Source organism: Embleya sp. NPDC005575 (genome assembly GCF_040605455.1).
Classification (GTDB): Bacteria; Actinomycetota; Actinomycetes; order Streptomycetales; family Streptomycetaceae; genus Embleya.
Map to the genome: position 1 here is coordinate 1 of NZ_JBEXCV010000134.1, position 24,779 is coordinate 24,779.

General features: G+C 70.2%; 7 protein-coding genes. 2 read left to right on the forward strand and 5 right to left on the reverse strand.

Features of this window, described 5'->3' with window-relative positions:
- Nucleotides 1-360 precede the first annotated feature (360 nt).
- On the forward strand, nucleotides 361-1,212 hold the full coding sequence (locus tag ABZS54_RS32490) for a putative nonproteinogenic amino acid hydroxylase (RefSeq protein ID WP_355544249.1): 852 nt from the start codon (nucleotides 361-363) through the stop codon (nucleotides 1,210-1,212).
- A 644-nt stretch (nucleotides 1,213-1,856) separates the two neighbouring features.
- Here ABZS54_RS32490 and ABZS54_RS32495 read toward each other — a convergent pair.
- On the reverse strand, nucleotides 1,857-2,783 hold the full coding sequence (locus ABZS54_RS32495; protein WP_355544252.1) for a phytanoyl-CoA dioxygenase family protein: 927 nt from the start codon (nucleotides 2,781-2,783) through the stop codon (nucleotides 1,857-1,859).
- Nucleotides 2,784-3,394: 611 nt separating this feature from the next.
- Between ABZS54_RS32495 and ABZS54_RS32500 the strand changes: the two genes are divergently transcribed.
- Nucleotides 3,395-3,538 (forward strand): hypothetical protein, encoded by a 144-nt coding sequence (locus ABZS54_RS32500; RefSeq protein WP_355544255.1) that lies wholly within the window; start codon nucleotides 3,395-3,397, stop codon nucleotides 3,536-3,538.
- Nucleotides 3,539-3,640: 102 nt separating this feature from the next.
- Here ABZS54_RS32500 and ABZS54_RS32505 read toward each other — a convergent pair whose 3' ends face one another.
- Genes ABZS54_RS32505 through ABZS54_RS32520 form a run of 4 tightly spaced genes read right to left on the reverse strand, consistent with a single transcriptional unit; the run spans nucleotide 3,641 to nucleotide 24,775 of the window.
- Nucleotides 3,641-4,363: an alpha/beta fold hydrolase gene (locus ABZS54_RS32505; RefSeq protein WP_355544258.1), complete on the reverse strand. Its 723-nt coding sequence runs from the start codon at nucleotides 4,361-4,363 to the stop codon at nucleotides 3,641-3,643.
- On the reverse strand, nucleotides 4,360-9,357 hold the full coding sequence (locus tag ABZS54_RS32510) for an amino acid adenylation domain-containing protein (protein WP_355544261.1): 4,998 nt from the start codon (nucleotides 9,355-9,357) through the stop codon (nucleotides 4,360-4,362). The genes ABZS54_RS32505 and ABZS54_RS32510 overlap by 4 nt, the downstream gene beginning before the upstream one ends.
- Entirely contained in the window at nucleotides 9,354-17,129 is a 7,776-nt protein-coding gene (locus ABZS54_RS32515) for an amino acid adenylation domain-containing protein (RefSeq protein WP_355544264.1), read from the reverse strand. The genes ABZS54_RS32510 and ABZS54_RS32515 overlap by 4 nt, the downstream gene beginning before the upstream one ends.
- 11 nt (nucleotides 17,130-17,140) lie before the next feature.
- A complete protein-coding gene (locus ABZS54_RS32520; RefSeq protein WP_355544267.1) occupies nucleotides 17,141-24,775 on the reverse strand; it encodes an amino acid adenylation domain-containing protein in 7,635 nt (2,544 codons plus the stop codon).
- Between the last annotated feature and the right edge of the window lie 4 nt (nucleotides 24,776-24,779).

Here is a 24,779-nt window from a genome sequence, read left to right on the forward strand (position 1 = left end):
GGTGTTGGAAGGGGTAGGTGGGCAGGTCACCTCCCGAGCGGGCTCAGCCGAGCTCCGGCGGTCGCGGGTGCGGGGCCGGGTGCGAATCGACCCGACCTGATCACCACGCCGGTGCACGCGTCTTGTCATCTCACCGCGAACACCGGCCACTCGCCCGAGCATAGATCCGAAATACTCGATGCGGATGACTTCGCCCTCCGGCTATTACCCGCAATGTGCGGCCGGCCTGCGGCACTCTCGGACGGCCGAAGGTCACCTGACCTCGTGCGCAGTCACGTCGTTGCCACCGCATCTTGGAAGAATTATGGTGACGACCGGAGGAACGCCCAGCAGCTTCCGGGTGCGTCGAATAATCATGTATTGAAGGGGATTCCCTTGCTTAAGTCGCAACGGCTTGCGGTGCTGCCCATCGACTCGTACGACCTGGATTTTGAGTTGTCCATCGTGGACCGTCACGAGTACGGAGGTGAATACGATACCTTCACCTTCGGATCGTGGTCGGGCCATGTGCTGGCCAACGGCAGCGGCGCCGATTCCGACACCGCCTTCCGCCCGCACGACAGCCGTATGGCCCTCACCGAGCTGGGCAAGCAGCTGCCGGGGATCATGTCCCTGGTGACCGAGCATTTTCCCCTGGACCGGTTGCAGTGGGTGCGCATCTTCAGCCTCCGTGACGGAATCATCATGCCGCACGTGGACTTTCTCGAATTCGCCGAACCGGGCACCAGGTTGCAGATTCCGCTGCGCACCGGCGAGGAATCCCTCCATTCCGAGAACGACGTCGTCTACCACCTTCGTCGCGGTGAGGTGTGGAAGATCCACACGACCGACCCTCATTCCGCGCGCAGCTCCGCCGGGACTGCCCGGCTCTCCCTCTGTCTCGACTTCTCGGACGCCGAGGAGCCCATCGCGATCCGCAACGACATTCCCGCGACCGAGCCGATCCGCATCATGGAACTGCCTGGGACGACCGACGTGGAGCTCAAGGAACTCATCGACTCCGGACGGGACCTGACGCCCGAGACCATGCGGGCGGGCTTCCGTCGATTCGCCGAGTTCCATTTCGAGCGGCGTGCGGACATCACTGCGGCGTTCGACTGGTATGTGGAGGCCGTGCGGCTCACCGGGGACGTCGACATGGTCGCCAAGGCCCAGGCCTTCCGCACGTACTGCATCGAGAAGCGGGGCTACGGGGAGGCGTTCGCCTGGTGAGGGCAGGGCCGCCGGCATGTGGTTCTCGGCGGCCTCGTAGTGGTCGTGCGAGGTGGGCTCGGGGCGCTCCGTGAGCAACTCCTCCGGCACCGGGGTGCCTCGCGCCGTTCGGCCTGCGCCAGGCGACCGGACGTCGATGATGCGCCGAAGCCCCGGAGGGGCCGACGACAGCCATCCGCCCGCCGATGCGCACCCGCGGTGTCGGGTCCCGGCCATGCCCCGGCCCTCGCGGTGGACGTAGCCGCCCCGGTCGGCAGCGGTCCCGTGATCCGCCGGGCGGCGGCCCCGCGATCACCACGACGATGACATCCGCGGGCCCCGTGCGGCCGTCGTGTTCCACAGCCCGCGTCGCGCTCGGGGCACCGCCCGTCGAGCCGGGCCGGCTCCCGTCCCCGCGGACGGCAGGCACCGCGATCGACCTCGACCGCCATGTGCGGGTGGTCGACGCGGCGGCGGATCAACTGTTCTCGACAAAGGGGCGGTTCACTGTCGGGACAACCCTCGCGCTGGTGACGCCCGCTCCAACTCCCCGCCGTGCAGTCGACTTGGTGCGCGCCCACCGCCATCACGTCGTCCGCGGGGGCGACGGCCGGCCGATGGCCCACCGCGTATGAGCGGCGCGCCATCGGCCGGTGCGGCTGCGATCAGCGCTTCACGGTGCCTTCGCGCAGACGATCGATCATGCGCCGAGTCGTCTCGATCGGGCTCTCCGCGGAAAGGTCCCGCGAACCCGGCGACAGCGCCTCGTTGAGCGCGGCCGCTGTGTCGCTCCACTCGTCCTGCCCGGCGAAGGGAATCGTCTCGCCCTCCTGGTAGGCGGGGAACGGACGGTAGCTGTTGAGGCCGGCGGCGTCGGCTCCCCGTACGAGCAGCGGGTCGAGGTAGAGCCCTTCACTGTGGATCCGCGTGGCCGTCGAGATGTAACCGATGTCGAGACCGCACCGTCGCTTGGCGGAGGTGTTCGCCTCCGAGCAGTGCAACAGATGGGGATGGTGGATCGAGACGTCGCCCGGCTGGAGTTCGATGTCCACGATCCCGCGCTTGTCCGCCCACTCCCGCACCACGGTCTCGTCGGCGGCGGAGAACAGCATGTTGGCCTTGTCCGTGCGGACCGACGGTTTGTGCAGCGGCAGTTCGTGACTACCGGGGATCATCCGCAAGCAGCCGTTCTCCGTGGTGCTCTCGTCGATGGCCAGCCACACCGTAAGCGGGTCCATGGGGCTCAGCGTCCAGTACGCGCCGTCCTGGTGCCACAGCACGGGCTGTCCGTCGCGCGGGGGCTTGCAGATGTAGTGGGCGGTGAAGCAGGCCACATCCGGGCCGAGAAAGAACTCCGCGATGTCCACCAGACGGGGGTCCGAGACCAGACGTGCCCAGAAGGCGTCATTGCGGATCAGAGGGTGGTGGAAGTGCTCGGGACGCAGATCCGGATACTTACGGGTGAGCCAGTCGACGTGGGCGCGCGCCTCGTCCACGACATCCGGTGGCACGACGTTGCGGATGATGGAGAAGCCCTGCTCCGCGTATTCCGCCGCAGCCTTCTCCAGAACGCCATCGCCAAGTGTGTTCATGCGTCAGCTCCTACTCAGCTGTCAGGTACTGCTTGCCGTGCGGAAACGAGTTCGTGGAGCCGCCACGGCGTACCGTCTGCCAGCTCCTGGAGTTCAGCCCTGGACAAGTAGAGGTAGTCGAACCAGGGTGTCGACGCGGCCTGATGCGCAGCCGCAGTCGGCGAGCAGACTGCCCGCGACACGGTTCGTCTCCCGAAGACGGGGTCCAGTGGCTCGTCTGTGCGTACGGATCGACGCTCACGCTCGACAGCGATCCGCCGGGTTGGGTCACGCCGGCCGATCGGAGCAGCACGCCCCGGGCCTTTTCGCGGTTTCCCAGCAGTCCAATACTCTGTCCGCCGAGCAGAGGGTGTCAACGTCCCAGGGGCCTGTCAAGGCTCTCTGTCGGGACATTTCGGCACGTCGCGACTGCTCGCGAAGCCGTGTCGGCTCGGCCTGTTCGGCTCGTCGAGCCGGCAACTGCCGCAGGCCGGCGGCACCGTCGAGTGCTGCCCGCTGGGACTCCGGGAAACAGGCGCGGACCCGCGTCGGGGCAGCGCGATCCGCTGGGTGTCCCGTCGGCGGGACACCCAGCGGCCGCTGCTCGGCGGCCTGCCGGACGGGCCCGGCCGGTGGAGCTCGCCGCCATCGAGGCGGGCGGCGACGTGGCGCAGGCGGCGCTCGCCGGGCCGGGCCGGTGGGGCGCGCTGCTCGGCGGCGCCCCGAGCGCGGAGCCGGCGGACCGAACCGGCGCCGCGACGGGGGAGTCCACGTGATCGGGGAAGGCGCCCTCGTCCACGGCGAGAAGGGCATCCGCCAAGGCGGACGCCCCCTCGAACCGCGGCCTGAACAACCGGCGAACCCACCCGGTCACCGGACTAGCTGCCGCGGGCGGATTCCGCCTCGATCAGGTCCAGCACCTCCCGGGCGCGATCGACCAGATACATGTGATCGCCCGTGAACTCCGCATGGCTGAATCCACCCGTGGTCGCTTTCCGCCACTCCAGCGCCTGTTCCGCACTGACCAGGCCGTCGGAGCTGCCCCGAATCGAGCAGATCGGCACCGACACCGGTTCGTCGGTGCTCGGAACGTAGTTCTCGTGCATTTCGCAGTCGGCCTGTAGCACGGGGAGGATCAGTTCACGCATCTCCGGGTGATCGAGAGCCTCGTGCCTGAACCCCGCGAACTCCTCCACCCGGGCCAGGAACTCCTCGTCCGGAAGCCCCGTCGCCCGCCTCTCGCGCTGCGTCCACGGCCCCGGCGAACCACTGACGACCAGCCGCTCGACGTGCACATCGCGCGTGCTCAGCAGGTGCACCAGCTCGTACGCGAGCACCGCGCCCAGGCTGTGCCCGAACAGCACGGTCCGCGTCCCTTTACCCAGTTCCGCGACAATGTCGTCGACCGAGTTCTTGGCCGCTTCGACGACATTGCGGTACGGCGTCTCCATGATCCGCCGCTCCCTGCCCGGCAGTTCGACCGAGAGCACTCGCCACCGGTCGGCGGACAGCTCCCGCCACGGGTGGAAGAACGAGGGTCCTGCTCCCGCGAACGGCACGCACAACAGCGCGATCGGGTCCCGATCCTCCGTCGGCGTCACGACTCCAACTCCGCCAGCTTGCGGACGATGACCTTCATGATCTGGCCCGCGGGCTTGGGCATGTGCAAGTCGTGGTGCGTGGCGTCCACATCGTAGGACTCGATCGCGCCGAGGACGTGCGGCCGCCAGTCGGGGCCGTACGACACCCCGTCCTCCTTGTCCAACGTCGCGTTGAAGTACAGCAGATCGCCGCGGTAGACCGGCGATTCGAACACGCCCATCGTGCGCAGGTTGTTGGCCCCCACCCTCGACATGTTCTCCAGGAAGGTGTCCAGGTTGTCGGTGTTCATGAACTGGCCGAAGACTTCCTCGACATCCGCCCGGTACATCACCTTCCCCTTGTCGCGCACCTGCCTGAACCCGTTCCCCGGAGCGGAGTTCGCCGGTTGCGAGTCCAGCACGGCCACGAAGGCGACCTCGTCCCCGCGCCGGTCCAGCGCATCCGCGACGGCGTGCGCGATCGGGCCGCCGAAGGACCAGCCGATCAGGTGGTAGGGCCCTTCCGGCTGGATCTTGAGGATCTGGGTGAGGTAGTCGTCGACCATCTCCTCGATCGACCCCGCCACCGGGTCCGTGCCGTTGGAGCCGCGCGACTGCAGGGCGTAGGCCGCCCGGTCCAGGTACGGCGCGAAGGTGAAGAACGCCCAGCCGACGCCGCCCCCTCCGTGGAAGAACCACACCGGCGGCTTGCCCGTACCGGGATCCCTGTTCAGCGGCAGCACGACGTCGAACGAGTCGGATTGGTCGCCGGGGATGCCGCCGACGAGCACGAGCGCGCCCAACTCGGCCACCGTGGGGTACTGGACGATCGTCCTGAGCGGCATGTCGACGCCGAACTCCTTGCGGATGCGGGCGCAGAGCCGGGTGGCCAGGAGCGAGTGCCCGCCGAGCTTGAAGAAGTCGTCGTCGATACCGACCTGCTCCAGGCCGAGCAGATCGCTGAAGAAGGAACACAGCTTCTCTTCATGGGAGTTGCGCGGACCTCCGCTGCTCACGGTGCTCGTGTGCTCCGACGGCAGCGCTCGCCGGTCGAGCTTGCCGCCCGCAGTCAGCGGAAGCTCCGAGAGCGGCACCACCACGGCCGGGACCATGTAGTCCGGCAGTCGCCCGCGCAGATACTCGGGCAGCTCGGCGAGCAGCGGGCCGATCGCCTTGGCCAGAGCGGGGACGTTCGCCCGGGTCCGTACGGATGCCGCACCGGGGACGAACCCGCCGGAGAACAGCCGCTGTTCGGGCAGCAGCACCGCGTCGAAGCTGTGCACGGCCTGGCTCGACCAGGTCAGGACCGCGTCCCGCCCCTGCTCCCGCGCCCATCCGGCGAGGGCTTCCGGGTCTAGCGGCTTACGGGAGGGGGCGGCCGTACCGCGTGCGCCGGCCGAGATCGCCGCGGTGGCCTCGGCCACCAGGCGTGCGTTGGGTATCCCGGTCACCCGTACCGGTTCGCCGCCCGTCCGGTTCACGACGTCGGCCAGGCCGGTCAGGTCGGACACCTCCCGGCCCCACGGCACAGTCGGCACGCCGGCCAGGTCGAGCAGGTCGGTCGGCTCCTTGTGCAGCACGACCTCGTAGCGGTGCCGGGTCAGCTCGTTGTGCGCCTGCCCCGGCTTCAACCGGATGTCCACGCCGCCGGCATGCTCGCGCGCCCACTCGGCGAACCACTCCGGCGCGACCACCAACTCCCGCTCGGCGAGCAGCGCCTGCTCCACCGACGCCCGCAACTCCTCACGCGAGGCGTGCGGCTGCGCCGTACGCTGCACCGCGGTCAGCAGCAGCCGCAGCGTCGCGGCGTTGCGCACGTCACCGACGATCAACCGGCCGCCCGGCGCCAGGAGTTCCATCGCCTCGCGCAGCACCCGGTCCAGATACTCGACGCTCGGGAAGTACTGCACCACCGAGTTGAGTACGACCGTGTCGAACCCGCCCCGGGGCAGGCCAAAGACGTCGTCGGCCGCCTGCACGCTCAGCCGGACCCGATCACCGAAGCCGGCCTCCTCCACCTGTACCCGGAGCCGGTCCACCACCGTGGCCGAGATGTCGGTGCCCCAATACTCCTCGACCTCACCCACGATCCCTGCCAGGAGCAGGCCGGAACCCACACCGATCTCCAACACCCGCCGCGGCGCGAACCGCAACACCTGTGCCACCGCCGCGTCCCGCCACTCCCTCATCTCCTGGAGCGGAATCGGCTCACCGGTATACGCCGACTTCCAGAGCCGGAAGTCCTCGCCCCATGCCTCGTCGGCGGAATCGGCGTAACCCGCATCGCCGAGCCGGCGCCACTCGTCCACCTGGGCATCGACATCGGCCACCGCGGCGTCCGGATCGGGCATCACATACGCCACGAGGCGCTTGTCGCCCTTCTGGTCCTCGCGCACCACGACCGCCGCCTGCGCCACCCCGGGATGCCCGATCAACGCCTGCTCGATCTCACCCGGCTCGATCCGGAAACCCCGGATCTTCGCCTGGAAGTCGGACCGGCCGATGTACTCGACCTGACCGTCCTGGTTCCACCGCACCAGGTCCCCGGACCGGTACATCCGTTCGCCCGGCTCACCGAACGGACACGCCACGAACCGGTTCGCGGTCAACCCGGTCTGCCCCACGTAGCCCCGAGCCAGCCCGGCGCCGGCCACATACAACTCGCCGGCCACCCCGGGCGGGACCGGGCGCAGCGCCGCATCCAGCACGTACACCCGGGTGTTCCAGATCGGCGCACCGATCGGCACCCGGTCCGCACCCGATACGTGCTGCCACGACGTGACCTCGACCGTCGCCTCGGTGGGACCGTAGAGGTTGTGCACGCCGCGGCCGGGCAGCAGGTCGGCGGTCTTGTTGGCCAGCGCGGGAGGGAAGACCTCGGCCGCGATCTCCAGCCAGCGCAGGCTGTCGCACTCCTTCGCCGCGGGCTCGGCGAGGAACGCCGCCAGCAGGGAGGGCACGAAGAACGCGCTGGTCACCCGCTCCCGCCGGATCAGCTCGGCCAGGTAGGCGGGATCCCGGGGTCCGTCGGGCCGGGTGATCACGACGGCCGCACCGACCTGCAGCGGCGCGAACAGCTCCGGCATCGACGCGTCGAAACTCGCCGACGAACTGAGCAGCCCCCGGTCCTCGGCCGTGACGTCGAAATGCGCCAGACCCCACTTGAGCCGGTTCATGATCGACCGATGCGATACCTGCACACCCTTCGGGCCGCCCGTGGACCCGGAGGTGAAGATGACATACACGGCGTTGTCCGGCGACAGCACCCGCTCCGGGTTCGTGTCCGGGTATTCGCACACGTCCGGAAGCGCCTCGTCGAGCACCAGCAGCGGCTTGGCGCTGTCGAGCATGTGCCGCACCCGGTCCTCGGGCAGTTCGGTGTCCACCGGCACATAGCCCGAACCGGCTTTGATCACCGCGTAGATCGCCACCATCAGATCCACCGAGCGAGGGATGCGCACCGCGACCAACTGCTCGGGACCCGCGCCCTGTTCGACCAGCCAGTGCGCCAGCCGGTTGGCACGCCGATTGAACTCCCCGTAGGTCAGCGTCTCCCGCTCGCCGATCACCGCGACACGGTTCGGGTCGCGCTCGACCCGGTCCTCGAACGCGTCCGGCAGGGTGCTCGCGGCCACCGGATGCGCCGTGTCGTTGAGCCCCCGCAGCAACCAGTCCCGCTCCCCCGCCGACAGCGCGTCGACGGCACTCACCGGCGAATGCGGATCGGCGACCAGCTGCTCCACCACACGCGCGAACCGAGCGGCGATGCCCTCGGCCGTGGCCCGGTCGAAGAGCTGGGTCGCGTACTGGAGGTCGCCTCGCAGCGCCCCCGAGTCGTCGGTCCCGAAGAAGAAGAGCAGGTCGGCGAGCGAGGTCTGGGTGAGGTACTGCTTGAACTCCACCTCCAGACCCGGGAGTTCGAAGTCCTGCCGCTCGAAGTTCTGCCAGGCGAGCATCACCTGGAACAGCGGCTGATACGCCGTGGTCCGGTCGGGGTTGATCAACTCGACCAGCGTCTCGAACGGCACGTCCTGGTGCTCGTACGCCGCCAGCGCCTTCTCCCGCACTCGCCCGAGCAGGTCGGCGAACGACGGGTCACCGGAGAGGTCCACCCGCAGCACCTGGGTGTTCACGAAGAACCCGACCAGGTCGGCCAGCGCCTCGTCGGTCCGGCCGGCGATCGGACCGCCGATCGTCACGTCCTCCCCGCCGCCCAGCTTGGCCAACAGCACCCCCAGCGCGGCCTGTAGGACCATCGACATGGTCATCCCGCGCTCGTCGGCCAGCTTCTGCAGCCCGGTCGCCACCACCGGTTCCACCACCAGGTCGACCGCGTCGCCCTGCAGATTCCGCTCCGCCGGCCGCGGGCGATCCAGCGGCAGGTTCAGCGGCTGCGGTACCCCGGCCAGCTCCGCGCGCCAGTACTCGGCCTGCGCCGCGGCCAGACTGCCCGGATCCGCCACATCGCCCAACAACTCGCGCTGCCACATCGCGTAGTCCTTGTACTGCACGGGCAACGGCTCCCACCCCGGCGCCCGGCCCTCCAGGCGGGCGGTGTAGGCGGCGGTCAGATCCCGCGCCATCGGCGCACCCGAGGCGCCGTCCGTGGCGATGTGGTGGACCAGCAGCACCAGCAGGTGTTCCTCGGGCGCGGAGCGGAACAGGCGTGCCCGGAAGGGAACTTCGGTAGCCAGGTTGAACCGGTGCGCGATGAACTCGTCGACCGCGTCGGACAGCTCGTCGGGCGCCACGTCGACCACCGGCACCGGCACCGATGCCTTCGCCGCGGGCAGGATCCGCGGGTGGGGCTCACCGTCGTCGTCCGTCACGTATGTGGTGCGCAGGATCTCGTGCCGCTCGACCACGTCGCGGATCGCCGCGACGAGGGCGGCGTGGTCCAGCGGCCCGGTCAGCCGGAACGCCGGGGAGATGTTGTAGGTCTCCGCCCCTCCCTCCAGTTGGTGCGTAAGCCACATGCGGCGCTGTGCAAACGAAAGCGGAATCACCGGTTTCACTCCTCTACGATCATCCTGCGGAGAGTGGGGCGAAGGGGCACAGCCGATTCCTCGGACCACGCGGCGAGTGCGGACACCGTCGGCAGGTCGAAGATCGTGCGGATGGGTATCTCCAGCCCCATCTCGGCACGGGCGCGGCTGATCAGCCGGGTGGCGAGCAGGGAGTGCCCGCCGAGCGCGAAGAAGCCGTCGTCGATGCCGACCCTCTCCAGGCCGAGCACGTCGGCGAAGAGTTTGGCCAAGCCTTCCTCGCGGGCGGTGCGGGGCGCGCGGAAGGGTGTGGTGGGGGTGAGGTCGGGGGCGGGCAGCGCCTTGTGGTCGAGCTTGCCGTTGGGAGACAGGGGCAACCGGTCGAGCGGCACGTAGGCGGCGGGGACCATGTAATCGGGCAGCCGCTCGGCCAGGTGGTCGCGCAGTTCGGCCGAGTCCGGGGCGGTCTCGCCGTCGGCGGGCACGAGGTAGGCGGCCAGGTAGCGGGTGTCGCCGGCCTGCCGGGTGACCACGGCGGCCTGGACGATGTGCGGGTGGGCCGTCAGGGCGGCTTCGACCTCGCCGGGCTCGACGCGGTAGCCACGGATCTTGACCTGGGTGTCGATGCGGCCCAGATGATGCAGTTCGCCCTCGGGAGAGAGGCGGGCGAGGTCGCCGGTGCGGTACATGCGGGTGCCGGGAGGTCCGAAGGGGTCGGCGACGAAGCGCTCGGCGGTCATCGCGGGCCGGCGATGGTAGCCGCGTCCGGCTCCGGCCAGATACAGCTCGCCCGGTGTGTTCGGGGGCAGCAGGGTCAGCCCGGGGCCGAGGATGTAGGCGCGCACGCCGGGAAAGGGGCGGCCGATCGGCACACCGGTGGCGTACGGCTCGTCGGGGTCCAGCAGGTGGCCGGTGGCGTAGAAGGTCTCGCTGGGGCCGTAGCTGTTGATGACACGGGCCTGCGGCCAGAGTGCGCGCACCCGCTCCGCCAGGGCCGGGGTCAGCACTTCCCCGGAGATGTTCAGTGCCGTGGGCCGGATGCGGTCGCCGATTTGGTCCACGAGTTCGGCGAAGGCCGACGGTACCGAGCAGATGACGTCGACGTCCCAGGTGTCGCGTTCGGCCAACTCCAGCACGTCGGGCACGATCTCGACGCTGCCACCGGTGGTGAGTGCGGAGAAGAGCTCGAAGGTGGCGACGTCGAAGCCGAACGAGGCGGCGAGGAGCACTCGCCTGCCGGAGGCCATTCCGGCGTGCGCGACCAGGGCGTCCACCGCGTTGACGACGGTGGTATGGGTGACGCTCACCCCCTTGGGCACGCCGGTGGAGCCGGATGTGTAGATGACGTAGGCGAGGTTTTCCGGGCCGGCCGTCGGCCGTGCCGCGACCTCCGTGGCGGCCGAAGTCGTGGGCTGGAGGTCGACGTCGCCGAGGACGAGGACGGGGATGTCCGTGGCAGGGATGAGGTTGCGGGTGTCGGCGTCGACCAGGACCAGGTGGGGCCGGGTGCCGGGGAGGATGTGCGGGAGGCGGCTGCGGGCGAAGGCGGGGTCGACGGGCAGATAGGCCCCGCCCGCCTTGAGCACACCCAGAAGGGCCACGGCCGCGTTCGCGGTGCGTGGCAGCACCACGCTCACCACGGTCTCCGGGCCCACCCCGCGCCCGGCCAGCTCGACCGCGAGCCGCTCCGCGCGGGCGTGCAACTCGGCGTACGTGAGCGATTCGCCCTCGGCGACCACGGCGACCGCGTCCGGGGTCCGCGCCACCTGTGCCTCGACGAGTTCGGTGATCGTGACCGCCGGAGTCCGGGCGATCGCATCGTCGAACTCGGTGAGCAGCCGGTCGCGTTCGGCCGGCTCCAGGGTGTCGACCTGGGCGACCTTCAGCTCGGGGCCGGCCGCCAGTTGCCGCAGGACACGGACGAGGCGGGCCGCGTACACCTCGACCGTGTCCCGGTCGAAGACGGCCGGCGCGTACTGGATGGTGAGTTGGAGGTGCGGGTCGGCGGCCGCCAACAGGCACAGTGGGTAGTGGTTGCCCGCGGTCGGGCGGAAATCGGTGAAGGCGATCCCGTCCGCGGCATCGGTCGCGGCGCTGAGGCCCTCCCGGTCGATCGGGTACGACTCGAAGACGAACAGCGTGTCGAAGAGGGGCTGCATGCCGACGGACTTCTGGATCTCCGCGAGCCCGTAATAGTGGTGTTCCACAAGAGCGGCCTGCCGGCTCTGCAGTCGGGTGAGCACCTCGGCGAGGGTGTCGCCGGGCGCGTACTCGACGCGTACGGGAACGGTGTTGATGAACATCCCGACCATCGACTCGACGTCCGTCACCGCGGGCGGGCGCCCGGAGACGGTGGTGCCGAACACCACGTCCCGGCGGCCGGTGAGCTGCCCGAGCAGCAGCGCCCAGGCCCCCTGCACCAGGGTGTTGGCGGTGATGCCCAACTCGGCGGCCCGCTGCCCCAGTTCGCGTGCCTCGTCGAGCGAGAGCGTGATGTCGACCTGGCCGCGGCTGCCGTCGTCCGCGCCTGCGGAATCGGGAGCGAGCAGGGTCGGCCCCTCGATGCCTTCGAGTTCGGCCGCCCAGGCCCGTGCCGCCTCCTCCTGGTCCTGCCGAGTGAGCCAGGTGAGGAAGTCGCCGTAGTCGCGGGTGGCGGGCAGGCCGGTCGGGTCGCCGTTGGAGGCGTAGAGCAGCAAAAGGTCCTGCAAGAGCAAGGGCGTGGACCAGCCGTCGAAGAGCACGTGGTGGACGGTCAGCACGAATTCGGGCCGATCGGGGTCGAGGACGGCGAGTGCCAGCCGGAAGAGCGGTGGGGTGTCCGCGTCGAAGTGGGTGGCCCGGTCCTGAGCGAGGAACCGCTCGAACGTCTCGGTTCGCTCCGCCTCGTCGACCGCGGTCAGGTCGAGGTGCTGCCAGGGCAGGGTCGCCGTCAGGGGCACCACCTGCACGACATCGCCGTTCGCCCGGTCGACGAACCCCGCGCGGAGACCGGCGTAGCGCTCCAGCAGCGCCTGCCCGGCCCGGCGCATCCGCTCCGGATCGACCTCACCGGACAGTTGGAACACCAACTGGATGTGGTACGGGTCGAACGAGGCCCCGGCCAGCATCGTCTGGAAGAGGATTCCGGACTGTGCGGGGGTTGCCGGCCACACCTTGGCCAGCTTGCCGAACCGGGTTTCCCAGGTGTCGATCTCCTCCTGGCGCACGTCGACCAGGGGCGCGTCGCTGGGAGTCAGTCCGCCGGCGTCGGGTGTCCCGGCGTGCCGGGCCAGGGCGGTCAGCGCCCGGACCCACAGTTCGGCCAGCTCGCTCACCTCCTCGCGGGTGAGCACACCGGTCGGGAAGCCGAAGTACGCGGTCAGCTCCTCGCCGGCGGGGGTGTCGGCGGCCACCGCGTTGATCTCCAGTGCCGAGAGCACCGGCATGTCCGCGTCCGGGGCGGCGATCAGGTCGGCGTGTGTGGTGTCCGGGGCCCAGCCCAGGCCCCGCAGGTCCTCGGGGATGTCCGCGACGGAGGACCTGCCCAGGTAGTTGAACCCGATCCGCGGCTCCCGCAGTCCCGCCAGGGCGGAGGCGGTCTGCGGGTTGAGCCGGCGCAGCAGGCCGTAGCCGATGCCGTTGTCCGGTATCGCCCGCAGTTGTTCCTTCACGGCCTTGATCGCGCGGCCGGCGGCCGGGCCGCCGGCGAACGCGTCCGCCACGTCGATGCCGGCCAGGTCCAGGCGCACCGGGAACATCGCGGTGAACCATCCGAGGGTGCCGGTCAGGTCCGCGCCGGGGACCACGTGCTCCTCGCGGCCGTGCCCCTCCAGCCGGACCAGCGTCGAGGACCCGGCCCCGGTCTCGCCGCGCGATTGGCGCCATCGTGCCAGTGCCAGTGCCAGGCCCGCCAGAAGGGCGTCGTCGACCCCGCCGCGAAAGACCGCCGGCACCGTGTCCAGCAGGGCCCGCGTCACCTCCACCGGTACCCGCACGCGCACCGTGTCCACGGTCACCGCGACATCGCGGCTGCGGTCCAACTCCCGGGCCCCGAGCACGGGCTCCTCCCCGCGCAGGATCTCCTGCCACACCGGCAGCTCCGCCACCCGCCCCGGCGCGGCAGCCTCCTCGACCAGGGCGTGCGCCCACCGCCGCAACGAAGTACCCGCCCCTGCCCGTTCCGGAGTACGGCCCTCGCGGACCCGCTGCCACGCCGACACCAGATCCGGCACCAGGATCCGCCACGACACCCCGTCCACGACCAGGTGATGCAACACGATCAACAACCGACCCGCACCCGCGCCGCCGGTCAACCACACGAACTGCGCCATCACACCCGCGTCCGGATCCAGCCGGCCCGCCGCCGCGTGCAACTCCGCCCGCACATCGGCACCGCCGTACGCGACCTCCCGCACCAAGGCCCCGACGTCCACACCACCCACCGGCTCGACCCACAGCCCCGGGTCCGCCCGATCCAACCGCGAACGCAACACATCGTGCCGATCCACCACCGCCCGCAACGTCGCCACCAACCCCACACGGTCGATGCCCTCGGGCAACGTCACCATCGCCGACATGCAGAACCGCCCGAGACCACCCCCCAGCGCGAGCACGTGCGCCGCCGTCGGCGGCAACGGAACCCGACCCACACCACCACCCGGCAACTCCGCCAGCGTCACCCGCTCCTCTTCACCCCGCCCCTCCACCAACTCCGCCAACCGGGCGACCGTACGCCGCTCGAACACCTCCCGCGTACTGACCACCACACCCCGCGCCCTGGCCCGCGCCACCACCTGAATGGAACGAATACTGTCCCCACCACCGGCAAAGAAGTCGTCGTCCACACCCACCCGTTCGGCGCCGAGCACATCGGCGTACACCTCGGCCAACACCCGCTCCGCGTCACTGCGCGGCGCCCGGTAACCGGCGCCCGCGAACTCCGGCTCGGGCAACGCCGCCCGATCCAGCTTCCCGGTCGCGGTCAACGGCAGCCGGTCAAGCACCACGAGTTGGACGGGCACCATGTAATCCGGCAGCCGCTTGGCCACGAACCGCCGCAGATCCGCCACCGAAACACTGGCGTCCGGATCGACATCCACGTCCGCGGTGCCGACACCCACCGGCGCCACATAGCCGACGAGTCGCTTGTTGCCGGCCTGGTCCTCGCGCACCGTGACCGCCGCTTGGCTGATCGCGGGGTGCCGGGCGAGGACGCTCTCTATCTCGGTCGGATCGATGCGGATGCCGTTGATCTTCGTCTGGTTGTCGGCTCGTCCCTCGTACCTCAGTTGACCGTTGTCGTCCCACCGGGCCAGGTCACCGGTGCGGTACATCCGCGCACCGGCGGGACCGAAGGGACAGGCCACGAACCGCTCGGCGGTCGCCCCGCCACTCTGGTGGTAACCACGGGCGAGCAGGCCCGTGACGTACAGTTCGCCGACCACGCCCGGCGGGAGCGGTGCCAGCTCCGGCCCCAGGACATGGGTGCGCATGTTGGCCAGTGGTTTCCCGACCGGTATCGCACCGGTCCCGGTCCACCGCCGGGGAAGCGTGAAGGTGGTGGCGTAGAAGCTTTCGGTCTGCCCGTAGGCGTTGACGACACGGACATCGGGGAGGGCGCTGCGCACCTTGTGGACCAGGTCCGCCGAGAGTGCTTCGCCGGCGAGGATCACGGTCCGCACATCGAGTTCGAGGGCGCCCGCGCCCTTGCCCGCGATGTCGTCGAGCAGTGCGGAGAACACCGTGGGCACGGCGCTGACGGTGGTGCCCGACCATCTGTCGCGCTCGGCGAGTTCGAGTACGTCGCGGACGACTTCGACACTCGCCCCGGTGGTGAGTGCGGTGAAGATCTCGAACACCGAGACGTCGAAGTTCACCGAGGTCGCGGCGAGCATCCGAGACCCCGCCTCGACATGTGCCACCCGACGCAGATCCCGCACACCGTTGACCACGTCGGCGTGGGTGATGGCCACCCCCTTGGGGGTCCCGGTCGATCCCGAGGTGAACATCACGTAGGCCAGGTTGTCCGGCCGAAGACCGGAGTTCGGCACGTCGACAACGGGACCGTCGAGGTCCGGGCCATCGAGGTGGAGCACCGGCGATTGGCACTTCGGCAATGCCGATGCCGTGCCCTGATCGGTCAGTATCAGTGCCGGGTCGGCCGTGCCGAGCAGGAGGTCCAGTCGCGCGGCCGGGTGTTCGGGGTCGATCGGCAGGTAGGCGCCGCCGGCTTCCAGCACCCCCAGCAGCGCTACCACCAGGTCCGCGGAGCGCGGCAGGGCCACCGCCACCAGCACATCCGGCCCGACCCCGCGCTCCCGCAACACCGCGGCCAACCGGCTCGCCCGGGCGTGCAACTCTCGGTACGACAACGTGGTTTGCCCGGATACCACCGCTGTCGCGTCCGGCGTCCGCATCACCTGAGCGGCGACCAGTTCCGGTACGGTCGCCTCCTGCGCCGGTACCGTCGTCTCGTTCAGCCGTGTCAGCCGGTCCCGTTCGGCATCGGAGAGCACGTCCACCCCGCCGAGCCGCGTCCCGGGATCGGTGACCACCTGCCGCATCACCCGCACGAACCGGTCGGCGATACCGGCCGCCGTGGGGTGGTCGAACAGTTCCGTCGCGTACTCCAGCCGCCCGTACGCGCGCCCGGACGCGTCCGGGATGATGTTGAAGAACAGGTCGAACTTCGCGGTACCGGTGCCCGCCGGGACGGGTGTGACCCGCAGACCCGGCATCTCGATCTCGGACCACACGAACTGCCAGGCGAGCATCACCTGGAACAGCGGTTGGTACGAGGTGGTGCGGTCCGGGCCGAGCAGTTCCACCAGCCGTTCGAACGGGACGTCCTGGTTGTCGTACGCGGCAAGCGCCCGGTCCCGCACCTGCTCCAGCAGATCGCCGAACGACGGGTTCCTCGACAGATCGACGCGCAGCACCCAGGTGTTGGCGAAGAGCCCGATGAGGTCGTCGAGTTGCTCGTCGGCGCGCCCCTCGATCGGGCTGCCGATCGTCAGGTCGTTGCCGGCACCGAGGTGGTGCAGGAGTACCGCGAGCACGGCCTGGGCGACCATCGGCGGTGTGGCGCCGCAGTCCGCGGCCAGCTTGCCGATTCCGGAGAGCAGTTCCGGTTCCAGCTCGAAGTCGACGTGGCCGCCGCGGTGGTCGGCCGCCGTCGGCCGCGGCCGGTCCAGCGGCATCTGCACCGGCTGCGGCACCCCGGCCAATTCTGCTCGCCAGTGGTCCAGTTGCGCGGCGGCGACACTGTCCGGGTCCGCTTCGTCGCCGAGCAACTCCCGCTGCCACAACGTGTAGTCCTTGTACTGCACCGCGAGCGGAGCCCAGTTCGGCGCATTCCCCTGCCGGCGAGCCGCGTACGCCGACACCAGATCCCGCGTGAACGGCGCCACCGACGCCCCGTCCGCGGCGATGTGGTGGAACACGAACACCAACACGTGCTCCTGCGGGGAGACCCGGAACACGGTGGTCCGCAGCGGGAATTCCGTGTCCAGGTCGAAGCCCTCGCACACGGCGGCGTGCATCGCCGCGTCCACCGCGTCCGCGGCCACGTCGACCACCCGGAACCGGGCGGCCGCCTCCTCAGGCGGTAGCACCCGCTGTTCCGGCGTGCCGTCCGCATTCTCGACGACCAAGGTACGCAGGCTCTCGTGCCGGGTGACGACGTCCATCACCGCCGCGGCCAGGGCCGCCGTGTGCAATGGCCCGTCCAGGCGCAGCACGAACGGGAAGTTGTAGGTCGCGGACGGACCTTCCAGACGATGAAGGAACCACAGCCGACGCTGGGCAAAGGACAACGGAATCATCGGTGCTTCTCCTAAACGGTCATCTGGCGGAGCTGGGGGCGCTTCGACTTCGGCCTGGACGACTCCTCGATCCGAACCGCCAACTGGGCGACGGTCGGATTGCGGAACACAGTCGTGACCTTCACGTCGACGTCGAGCTCGTTGCGGATTCGGCCGATCAGCCGAGTGGCCAGCAGCGAGTGCCCTCCGTGGTCGAAGAAGCCGATGTCGATGCCGACCTCCTCCACACCCAGCAGCTCGGCGAACAACCGGCACAGAACCTGCTCGTTGTGGTTGCGCGGCCCTCGTCCGGTCGCGGCTTCGGCGCGGTCGGGTGCCGGGAGCGCGGCGCGGTCGAGTTTCCCGCTCGGTGACGTGGGGAACTCGGCGAGCGACACGATCGCCGACGGAACCATGTACTCCGGCAGGCGCTCCCGGAGCAGGTCCGTCAAGACCGCGACGTCCGGTCCGGCCGGGTCCGCCTTGCCGTCCGGCACGACATACGCGACCAACCGCTGGTCACCGACGCGTTCCTCACGCACCACGGCGACCGCTTGCGCCACTCCGGGATGCTCGGCCAGCACATGCTCGACCTCACCGAGCTCGATCCGGAATCCCCGGATCTTCACCTGGAAATCGCTTCGCCCGATGTACTCCAGTCGACCGTCCCCACCCCACCGCACCAGATCACCGGTGCGATACATCCGCGCACCGGGCTCGCCGAACGGACAGGCCACGAACCGCGCCGCGGTCAGCTCCGGCCGGCCGTGATACCCGCGGGCCAGGCCGTCGCCGGCGATGTACAACTCACCCTGCACCCCGCGCGGGACCGGAAGCAGCCCCGAGTCGAGCACGTACACCCGGGTGTTCCCGATCGGCGTCCCGATCGCCGGGACGCCGGATCCGGACTCGACCGTCGCCGTCATCGACCAGATCGTCGTCTCGGTCGGACCGTACACGTTGCACACTTCGACGGCCTGCCCGGCCAGGACCTCGGCCAGTTGCACGGGCAGGGCCTCCCCACCGACCAGGACCCGCAGTCCCCGCGCGGCAGTCGGCTCGTCCATCAGCAGCATCTGCCAAAACGCCGGTGTCGCCTGGACGATGGTGACCTCGTGCCGGCGCATCAGCTCCACCACGGCCGACGGCTGGGAAACGGTCTCCTTCCCCGCCAGCACCACCGCCGCCCCGGAGATCAACGGGAGATACAGTTCCACCCCGGCGATGTCGAACCCGACCGTGGTCACGGCGAGCAGCCGATCCGCGGACGTCAGCGGGAACCGCCGCCGCATCGCGGCCAGGAGGTTCGCCAGCGCGCCGTATGTGACCGCCACGCCCTTCGGAGTCCCCGTCGAACCCGAGGTGTAGATCACGTACGCGGGGTTTTCCGGCCGAACAACCAGGTCCGGCGCCGACGCCGGATACCCCGAGCAATCCGCACCGGCGAGCACATCGGGATCGAGCACGAGCGTGGGACCGGAATCCTCGAGGATGTGATCGATGCGCGAACGCGGGTGTGCCGGGTCGATCGGGATGTAACCCGCACCGGCCCTCAACACCGCCAGCAGCGCGACCACGAGTTCCGTGGACCGGGGCAAGTACACGCCGACCAGCGACTCCGGCCGCACACCGCGGTCGATCAGCCAATGCGCCAGCCGGTTCACCCGCGCGTCCAACTCCCGGTAGGTCAACGACTCTTCCTCACCGACCAGGGCAAGGGCTTCCGGCGTCGCCGCCACCTGCCCGCGCAGCGCCTCCACCAGCCCCCGCTCCAGGGTCGGTTCGACCGTGTCGTTCACCCCGCGCAACAACCAACGCCGCTCCTCCTCGCCGAGCACGTCGACATCCCCGAGGCGGGTGTCCGGATCGGCGAGAATGCCGTCCAGCACCCGGACGAGCCGGGCGGCGATCGCCTCGGCCGCGTCGCGGTCGTAGAGGTTGTTCTGGTAGTCGAGGGAGAGCCGCAGGTAGGGGTCGGAGGAGTTGAGGGTGAGCGGGTAGTGCGAGCCCGCGAACGGCCGGATGCCGTCGATCGTGAACCCCGCCGCGATGTTCGCGTCGACGATGCCCTCGCGGTCGACCGGGTAGTTCTCGAACACGACGATCGTGTCGAACAGGGTGGGCAGCCCCACGCCGCGCTGGATGTCGGCCAGCCCGTGGTAGTGGTGGTCCAGCAGAGCGGTCTGCCGGTCCTGCAACTGGGTGATCACGCCGCCCAGGCTGTGGTCCGGTCGGCAGAACACCCTGATCGGAAGGGTATTGATGAACAGGCCTACCATCTCGTCCGAACCGAGCAGGTCCGCGGGACGACCGTTGACGGCGGCGCCGAACACCACGTCCTGCTGCCCGGTCAGCTTGGAGAGCAGGACCGCCCACGCGCCTTGCAGGAGCGTGTTCAGCGTGACCCCGAGTTCCGCGGCGCGCCGGGCGAGTTCACGGCCCTTGTCGATCGACAGCGGTACCTCGACCCGCCCGAGGGCGGACGCCGCCTCCTGGAGGGGGGCCTTCGGGGCCACGAGGGTCGGCTGGTCCAATCCGTCGAGCTCGGCGGCCCACCGCGCGGCCGACGCCTCCCGGTCCTGCGTGGACAACCAGGCCAGGTAGTCACCGTAGTTGCGGACCGGGGGAAGCTCGCGGGTCTCGGAGTACAGCCGAATCAGATCCGTGATCACCACAGGCGACGACCAGCCGTCGAACAGGGTGTGATGCGCCGTGATGACGAGTTTCGCCCGCTGCGGCCCGCAGCTGAGCAGAGCCAGGCGAAGCAGCGGCGGCCGGGTGGGGTCGAGTTGGTCGGCCCGGTCCTCGGCGAGGAAGGTGTCGAGCGCCGCGTCCTGCTCGGCTTCGCCCCGACCGGTCAGGTCGATGTGCTGCCATGGCACGGCGACGTGTTCCGGCACCACCTGCACCGGATCGCCGCCCGCTCCGGTGACGAACGCCGAGCGCAGGTTCGCGTACCGGCCGAGCAGTGCCTGACCGGCGGCCCGCATGCGCGCCGGATCCACATGCCCGGACAGGTGCAGCACGAACTGCATGTGGTAGACGTCGAAGGAACCGTCGGCGAACGCCGCCTGGAACAGGATCCCGGACTGCGACGGAGACACGGGCCATATCTGGGCCAGCCGGCCGTAGCGTGCCTCCCAGCGCTCGATCTCGTCCTGCCGCACCGGGACCAGCGGGGCGTCCGAAGGCGTCAGCCCGCCGACCTCCGGCCGTGCGGCGTACGTGGCCATGCCGTGCAGCACCTCGACCCACAGCTCGGCCAGTTCGCGGGTCAGCTCGCGGGTCAGCACCCCGGTGGGGAACATGAAGACGGCCTGCAACCCGGCGTCCGTGGCGACCGAGTTGACCTCTAGGGCGGACAGCGCGGGCAGGTCCGGATCGGGCGTCGGGATCAGCTCGGCGGACCAGGACGCCGGTCCCCACCCGTCGGCGCGCAGGTGCTCGGGCACGTCGGCGTCGGAGATCCGGCCGAGGTAGTTGAATCCGATCTGCGGCACCGGGAGGTCGGCGAGCGGCCCGGCGGTCTCCGGGTTGAGGTGGCGCAGCAGTCCGTACCCCACGCCCTTGTCCGGGATCGCGCGCAGCTGCTCCTTGACCAGTTTGATCGCCTTCCCGGCCGCAGGGCCGCCGGCCGACACCTCGGCCGGGTCCACCGCGCTCACGTCGACCCGGGCGGGGTACATGGCGGTGAACCATCCGACGGTCCGGGAGAGGTCGGCGCCGGGGACGAGGTCCTCCTCGCGGCCGTGCCCCTCCAGCCGAACCAGGGTCGAGCGGTCCGCACCGCGCCACCGGTTCACCGCCAGTGCGAGCGCGGCGAGCAGCACGTCGGTCCCGGTGCCCTTGAACGCGGCGGGAAGCCTGGTCAGCACCGCCTCGGTGACCTCGGCGGACAGCTGCACCCGCACGGTGTCGAGCGTGGACATCACATCCACCGCCGGGTCGAACGCCCGCGTGCCCAGCGGGGGGTTCGACGCTTCGAGCACGTCCCGCCAGTACTCCAGTTCCGCTTCCCGCTCCGGGGCGAACGCCTCGGTCTGAAGGGCCGAAGCCCAGCGGCGGGCCGACGTGCCGACCGCGGGCAGCTCGGGCGTGCGACCGGACCGGACCTGCTGCCATGCCTCGGCGAAGTCCGACATGAGGATCCGCCAGGAGACACCGTCCACCACCAGGTGGTGGAGCACCACGAGCAGCCTGCCCGCCCCCGACTCCGGGGCGAACCAGACGAAGTCCGCCATGGTCCCGGCTTCCGGGTCGAGTCGCCCGACGGCGTCGTCCAGTTCCGCCTTGGCCGCCGCCAACGAGGACGGCTCGTCCCACCGGCCGTCGCAGGGAACCCGGCGGATCAGGTCCGCCGCCCGCGCGGCGGCCTGCGGGTGTGCGACGAGGGAGAGTTCGTCGCCGCGCACCAGTTGCGCGCGCAGGAGGTCGTGCCGGTCGAGCACGGCGTCCAGCGTCGCGGCCAACCCGCTCTCGTCGATGCCCGCGGGCAGTTCGAGCACCATCGACATGGCGAAGCGGTTCATCCCGCCGCCGTGCTCGAACACATGCCGTGCCACCGGCTGCAACGGCATCGGGCCGACGCCGCCACCCTCGTCCTCGACGAGCACGGGTGCCCGGTCCCGGCGGGTGGTCGCCACCTCGGCAAGCCGGGCCGCCGTGCGGCACTCGAAGATCTCCCGCGTGCCGAGGTCCAAGCCCCGGGCCCGGGCTCGGGCCACCACCTGGATCGACCGCAGGCTGTCCCCGCCCACCGCGAAGAAGTCGTCGTCGACACCGACCCGCTCCACACCGAGCACGTCCGCGTACGCCGCGGTGATGATCACCTCGGCCTCGGTGCGGGGCTCGCGGTACACCTCGCCCACGAAATCCGGTTCGGGCAGCGCCGAACGGTCCAGCTTGCCGGTCGGTCCGTACGGCAGTCGGCCGAGGACCACGAAGGCCGACGGCACCATGTAGTCGGGCAGCCGGGCGGCGACGAACTTGCGCAGCTCGGCGGCCGAAGCACCGGACTGCACATCCACATCGCCGATACCACCGGCGCCATCGTCACCGACGGCTCCCTCGCCGATGTGCACCACATACGCGACGAGCCGCCGCCCGCCCGAGGGCACCTCGCGGCTGACCACCACGACCTCGCTGATGCCGGGGTGCCGCGCGAGCGCCGCCTCGACCTCGGCGGTCTCGACGCGGAAGCCGCGCACCTTCACTTGGCCGTCGCCACGGCCCAGGCACTCCAATCGACCACGCGCGTTCCAGCGGGCCAGGTCGCCCGTGCGGTACATCCGCTCGCCCGCGGGGCCGAACGGGTTCGCCACGAACCGCTCGGCGGTCATGCCCGGTCGGCCGTGGTAGCCGCGGCCGAGGCAGGTCCCGACCACGTACAGCTCACCGATCACGCCCTGCGGCACCGGGGCGAGGCCCGGGCCCAGCACGTAGGCACGCATGTTCCCCAGCGGGGTGCCGATCGGCGCGACCTCGCTCTGCGCCCATTCCTCGGACGCCGCGAGGGAGAACGTGGTGGCGTAGAAGCTCTCGCTCTGACCGTAGGAGTTCACGACCTGCACGCCGGGCAGAGCCTCGCGCACCTGCCGCACCAGGCGCGCCGGGAGCACGTCACCGGCGAAGACGACGGCGCGCACACCGGTCGTCTTCTCCAGGTGGCCGACCAGTTCCCCGAGCACCGAGGGAACCGCGCTGATCACGTGGCCGTCCCAGGTGTCCCGCTCGCCGAGCACCAGCGCGTTGGGCACCACCTCGGCCGTGCCGCCGGTGGACAGGGTGGACAGCAGCTCGAAGACCGAGACGTCGAAGTTCACCGAGGTACCGGCCAGCATCCGCCACCCGGGCGGCGCGTCCAGCACGCGCACCAGCTCCCGCACCCCGTTGACCACGTTGCGGTGCGTGATCGCCGCACCCTTCGGCTTGCCCGTGGAGCCGGAGGTGTACATCACGTACGCCAGGTTGTCCGGACCCAACGGCGCGATCCGACCCGCGTCGTCCGGCGCGCCCTCGGGCGAGTCCCATTCGGCGCGCTGGTCGAGGTCGACGGTCGAGATGTCGTTCCGCGGCAGGTCCCGCCACGTTCGGGTGTCGGTGACCGCGAAGCGCGGAGCCGCTTCGGACAGCACACTCTCCGCTCGCCCGCCGAGGTATTGCGGGTCCATCGGCAGGTAGCCGGCACCGGACTTGAGGATCCCGAGCAGGCCGACCACCAGGTCCTCCGTGCGCGGCAACGCCAGCACGACCAGGTCTTCCGGCCCGGCACCACGCCGAACCAGCTCCCACGCGACGCCGTTCGCCCGGTCGTCGAGTTGCCGGTAGGTCAGCGTCCGGTCGTCGCACACGATCGCCGGGGCGTCCGGCGTTTTGGCCACCTGGCCTTCGAACAGCTCCGGAATCGTCAGCTCGGTCACGGCTGTGGCGGTGTCGTTGAACCGGGTGAGCAACCGGTCCCGCTCGGCTGCGTCGAGCACGTCGATGCCGCCGATCTCGCGCTCCGAGTCGGCAACGAGGCGGCTCAGCACGCGCACGAACCGGTTCGCGATGCCCTCGACCGTGTCCCTGTCGAACAGGTCGGTGACGTACTCCAGACCGCATTCCGCCCCGCCCGAGGCGTTCGGGATCATGTCGAAGAAGAGGTCGAACTTGGCCGTCCCGGTGTCGAGCCGCTCGGCCCGGACGTCGAGGCCGGGCAGTTGCAGATCCGGCACCGCCGGCTGCCAGGAGAGCATCACCTGGAAGAACGGGTTGTAGGCGGTGGACCGGTCCGGGTTGAGCAGTTCCACCAACCGCTCGAACGGCATGTCCTGGTTGTCGTACGCGGCGAGGGCCCGGTCCCGCACGCGCTGGAGCAGTCGGCCGAAGGTCGGGTTCCCGGAGAGGTCGACGCGCAGCACCCAGGTGTTGACGAAGAACCCGACGAGCTCCCGCAGTTCCTCATCGGTGCGACCCGCGATCGGGGCGCCGATGGGCACGTCGTCACCGCAGCCGAGGTGGTACAGGAGCACCGCCAGCGCGGAATGCATGACCATCGAGATCGTGGTGTCCGCTTGCGCCGCGAGCTTCTCCACGGATCGGAGCAGGTCGGGGTCGATCGAGAACTCGACCCGATCGCCGCGGTGGTTCATCACCTTCGGGCGCGGACGATCCGTCGGCATCGCCAGCGGCTGCGCCAGATCGGCCAACGTCTCGCGCCAGTACGCCAGTTGCCTGGCTGCCAGGCTGTCCGGATCGGCCTCGTCACCGAGCACGTCGCGCTGCCACAGCGTGTAGTCCGCGTACTGCACCGGGAGCGGCTCCCAGGCCGGGGCCCTGCCCTGCCTGCGGTCCGCGTAGGCCATGGTGAGATCGCGGAACAGCGGCCCGAAGGACTCCCCGTCCACCGCGATGTGGTGCGCCACAAGCACCAGGGTGTGCTCGCGCGGTCCGCACCGCACCAGCCTGGCGCGGATCGGCACGTCGGCGGCCAGGTCGAAGGTCTTGGTGGCCACCTCGTCGACCGCCGCGGCCCGCTCCTCCTCCGTGACCTCGACGACCGACAGGTCGAACGGCTGCTCCCCGGACGGCAGTACCTGCTGATGCGGGACGCCGTCGTCGTCCTCGACGATCACCGTGCGCAGGACCTCGTGCCGGTCGATGACATCGCGGAGCGCCGACTCCAGTGCG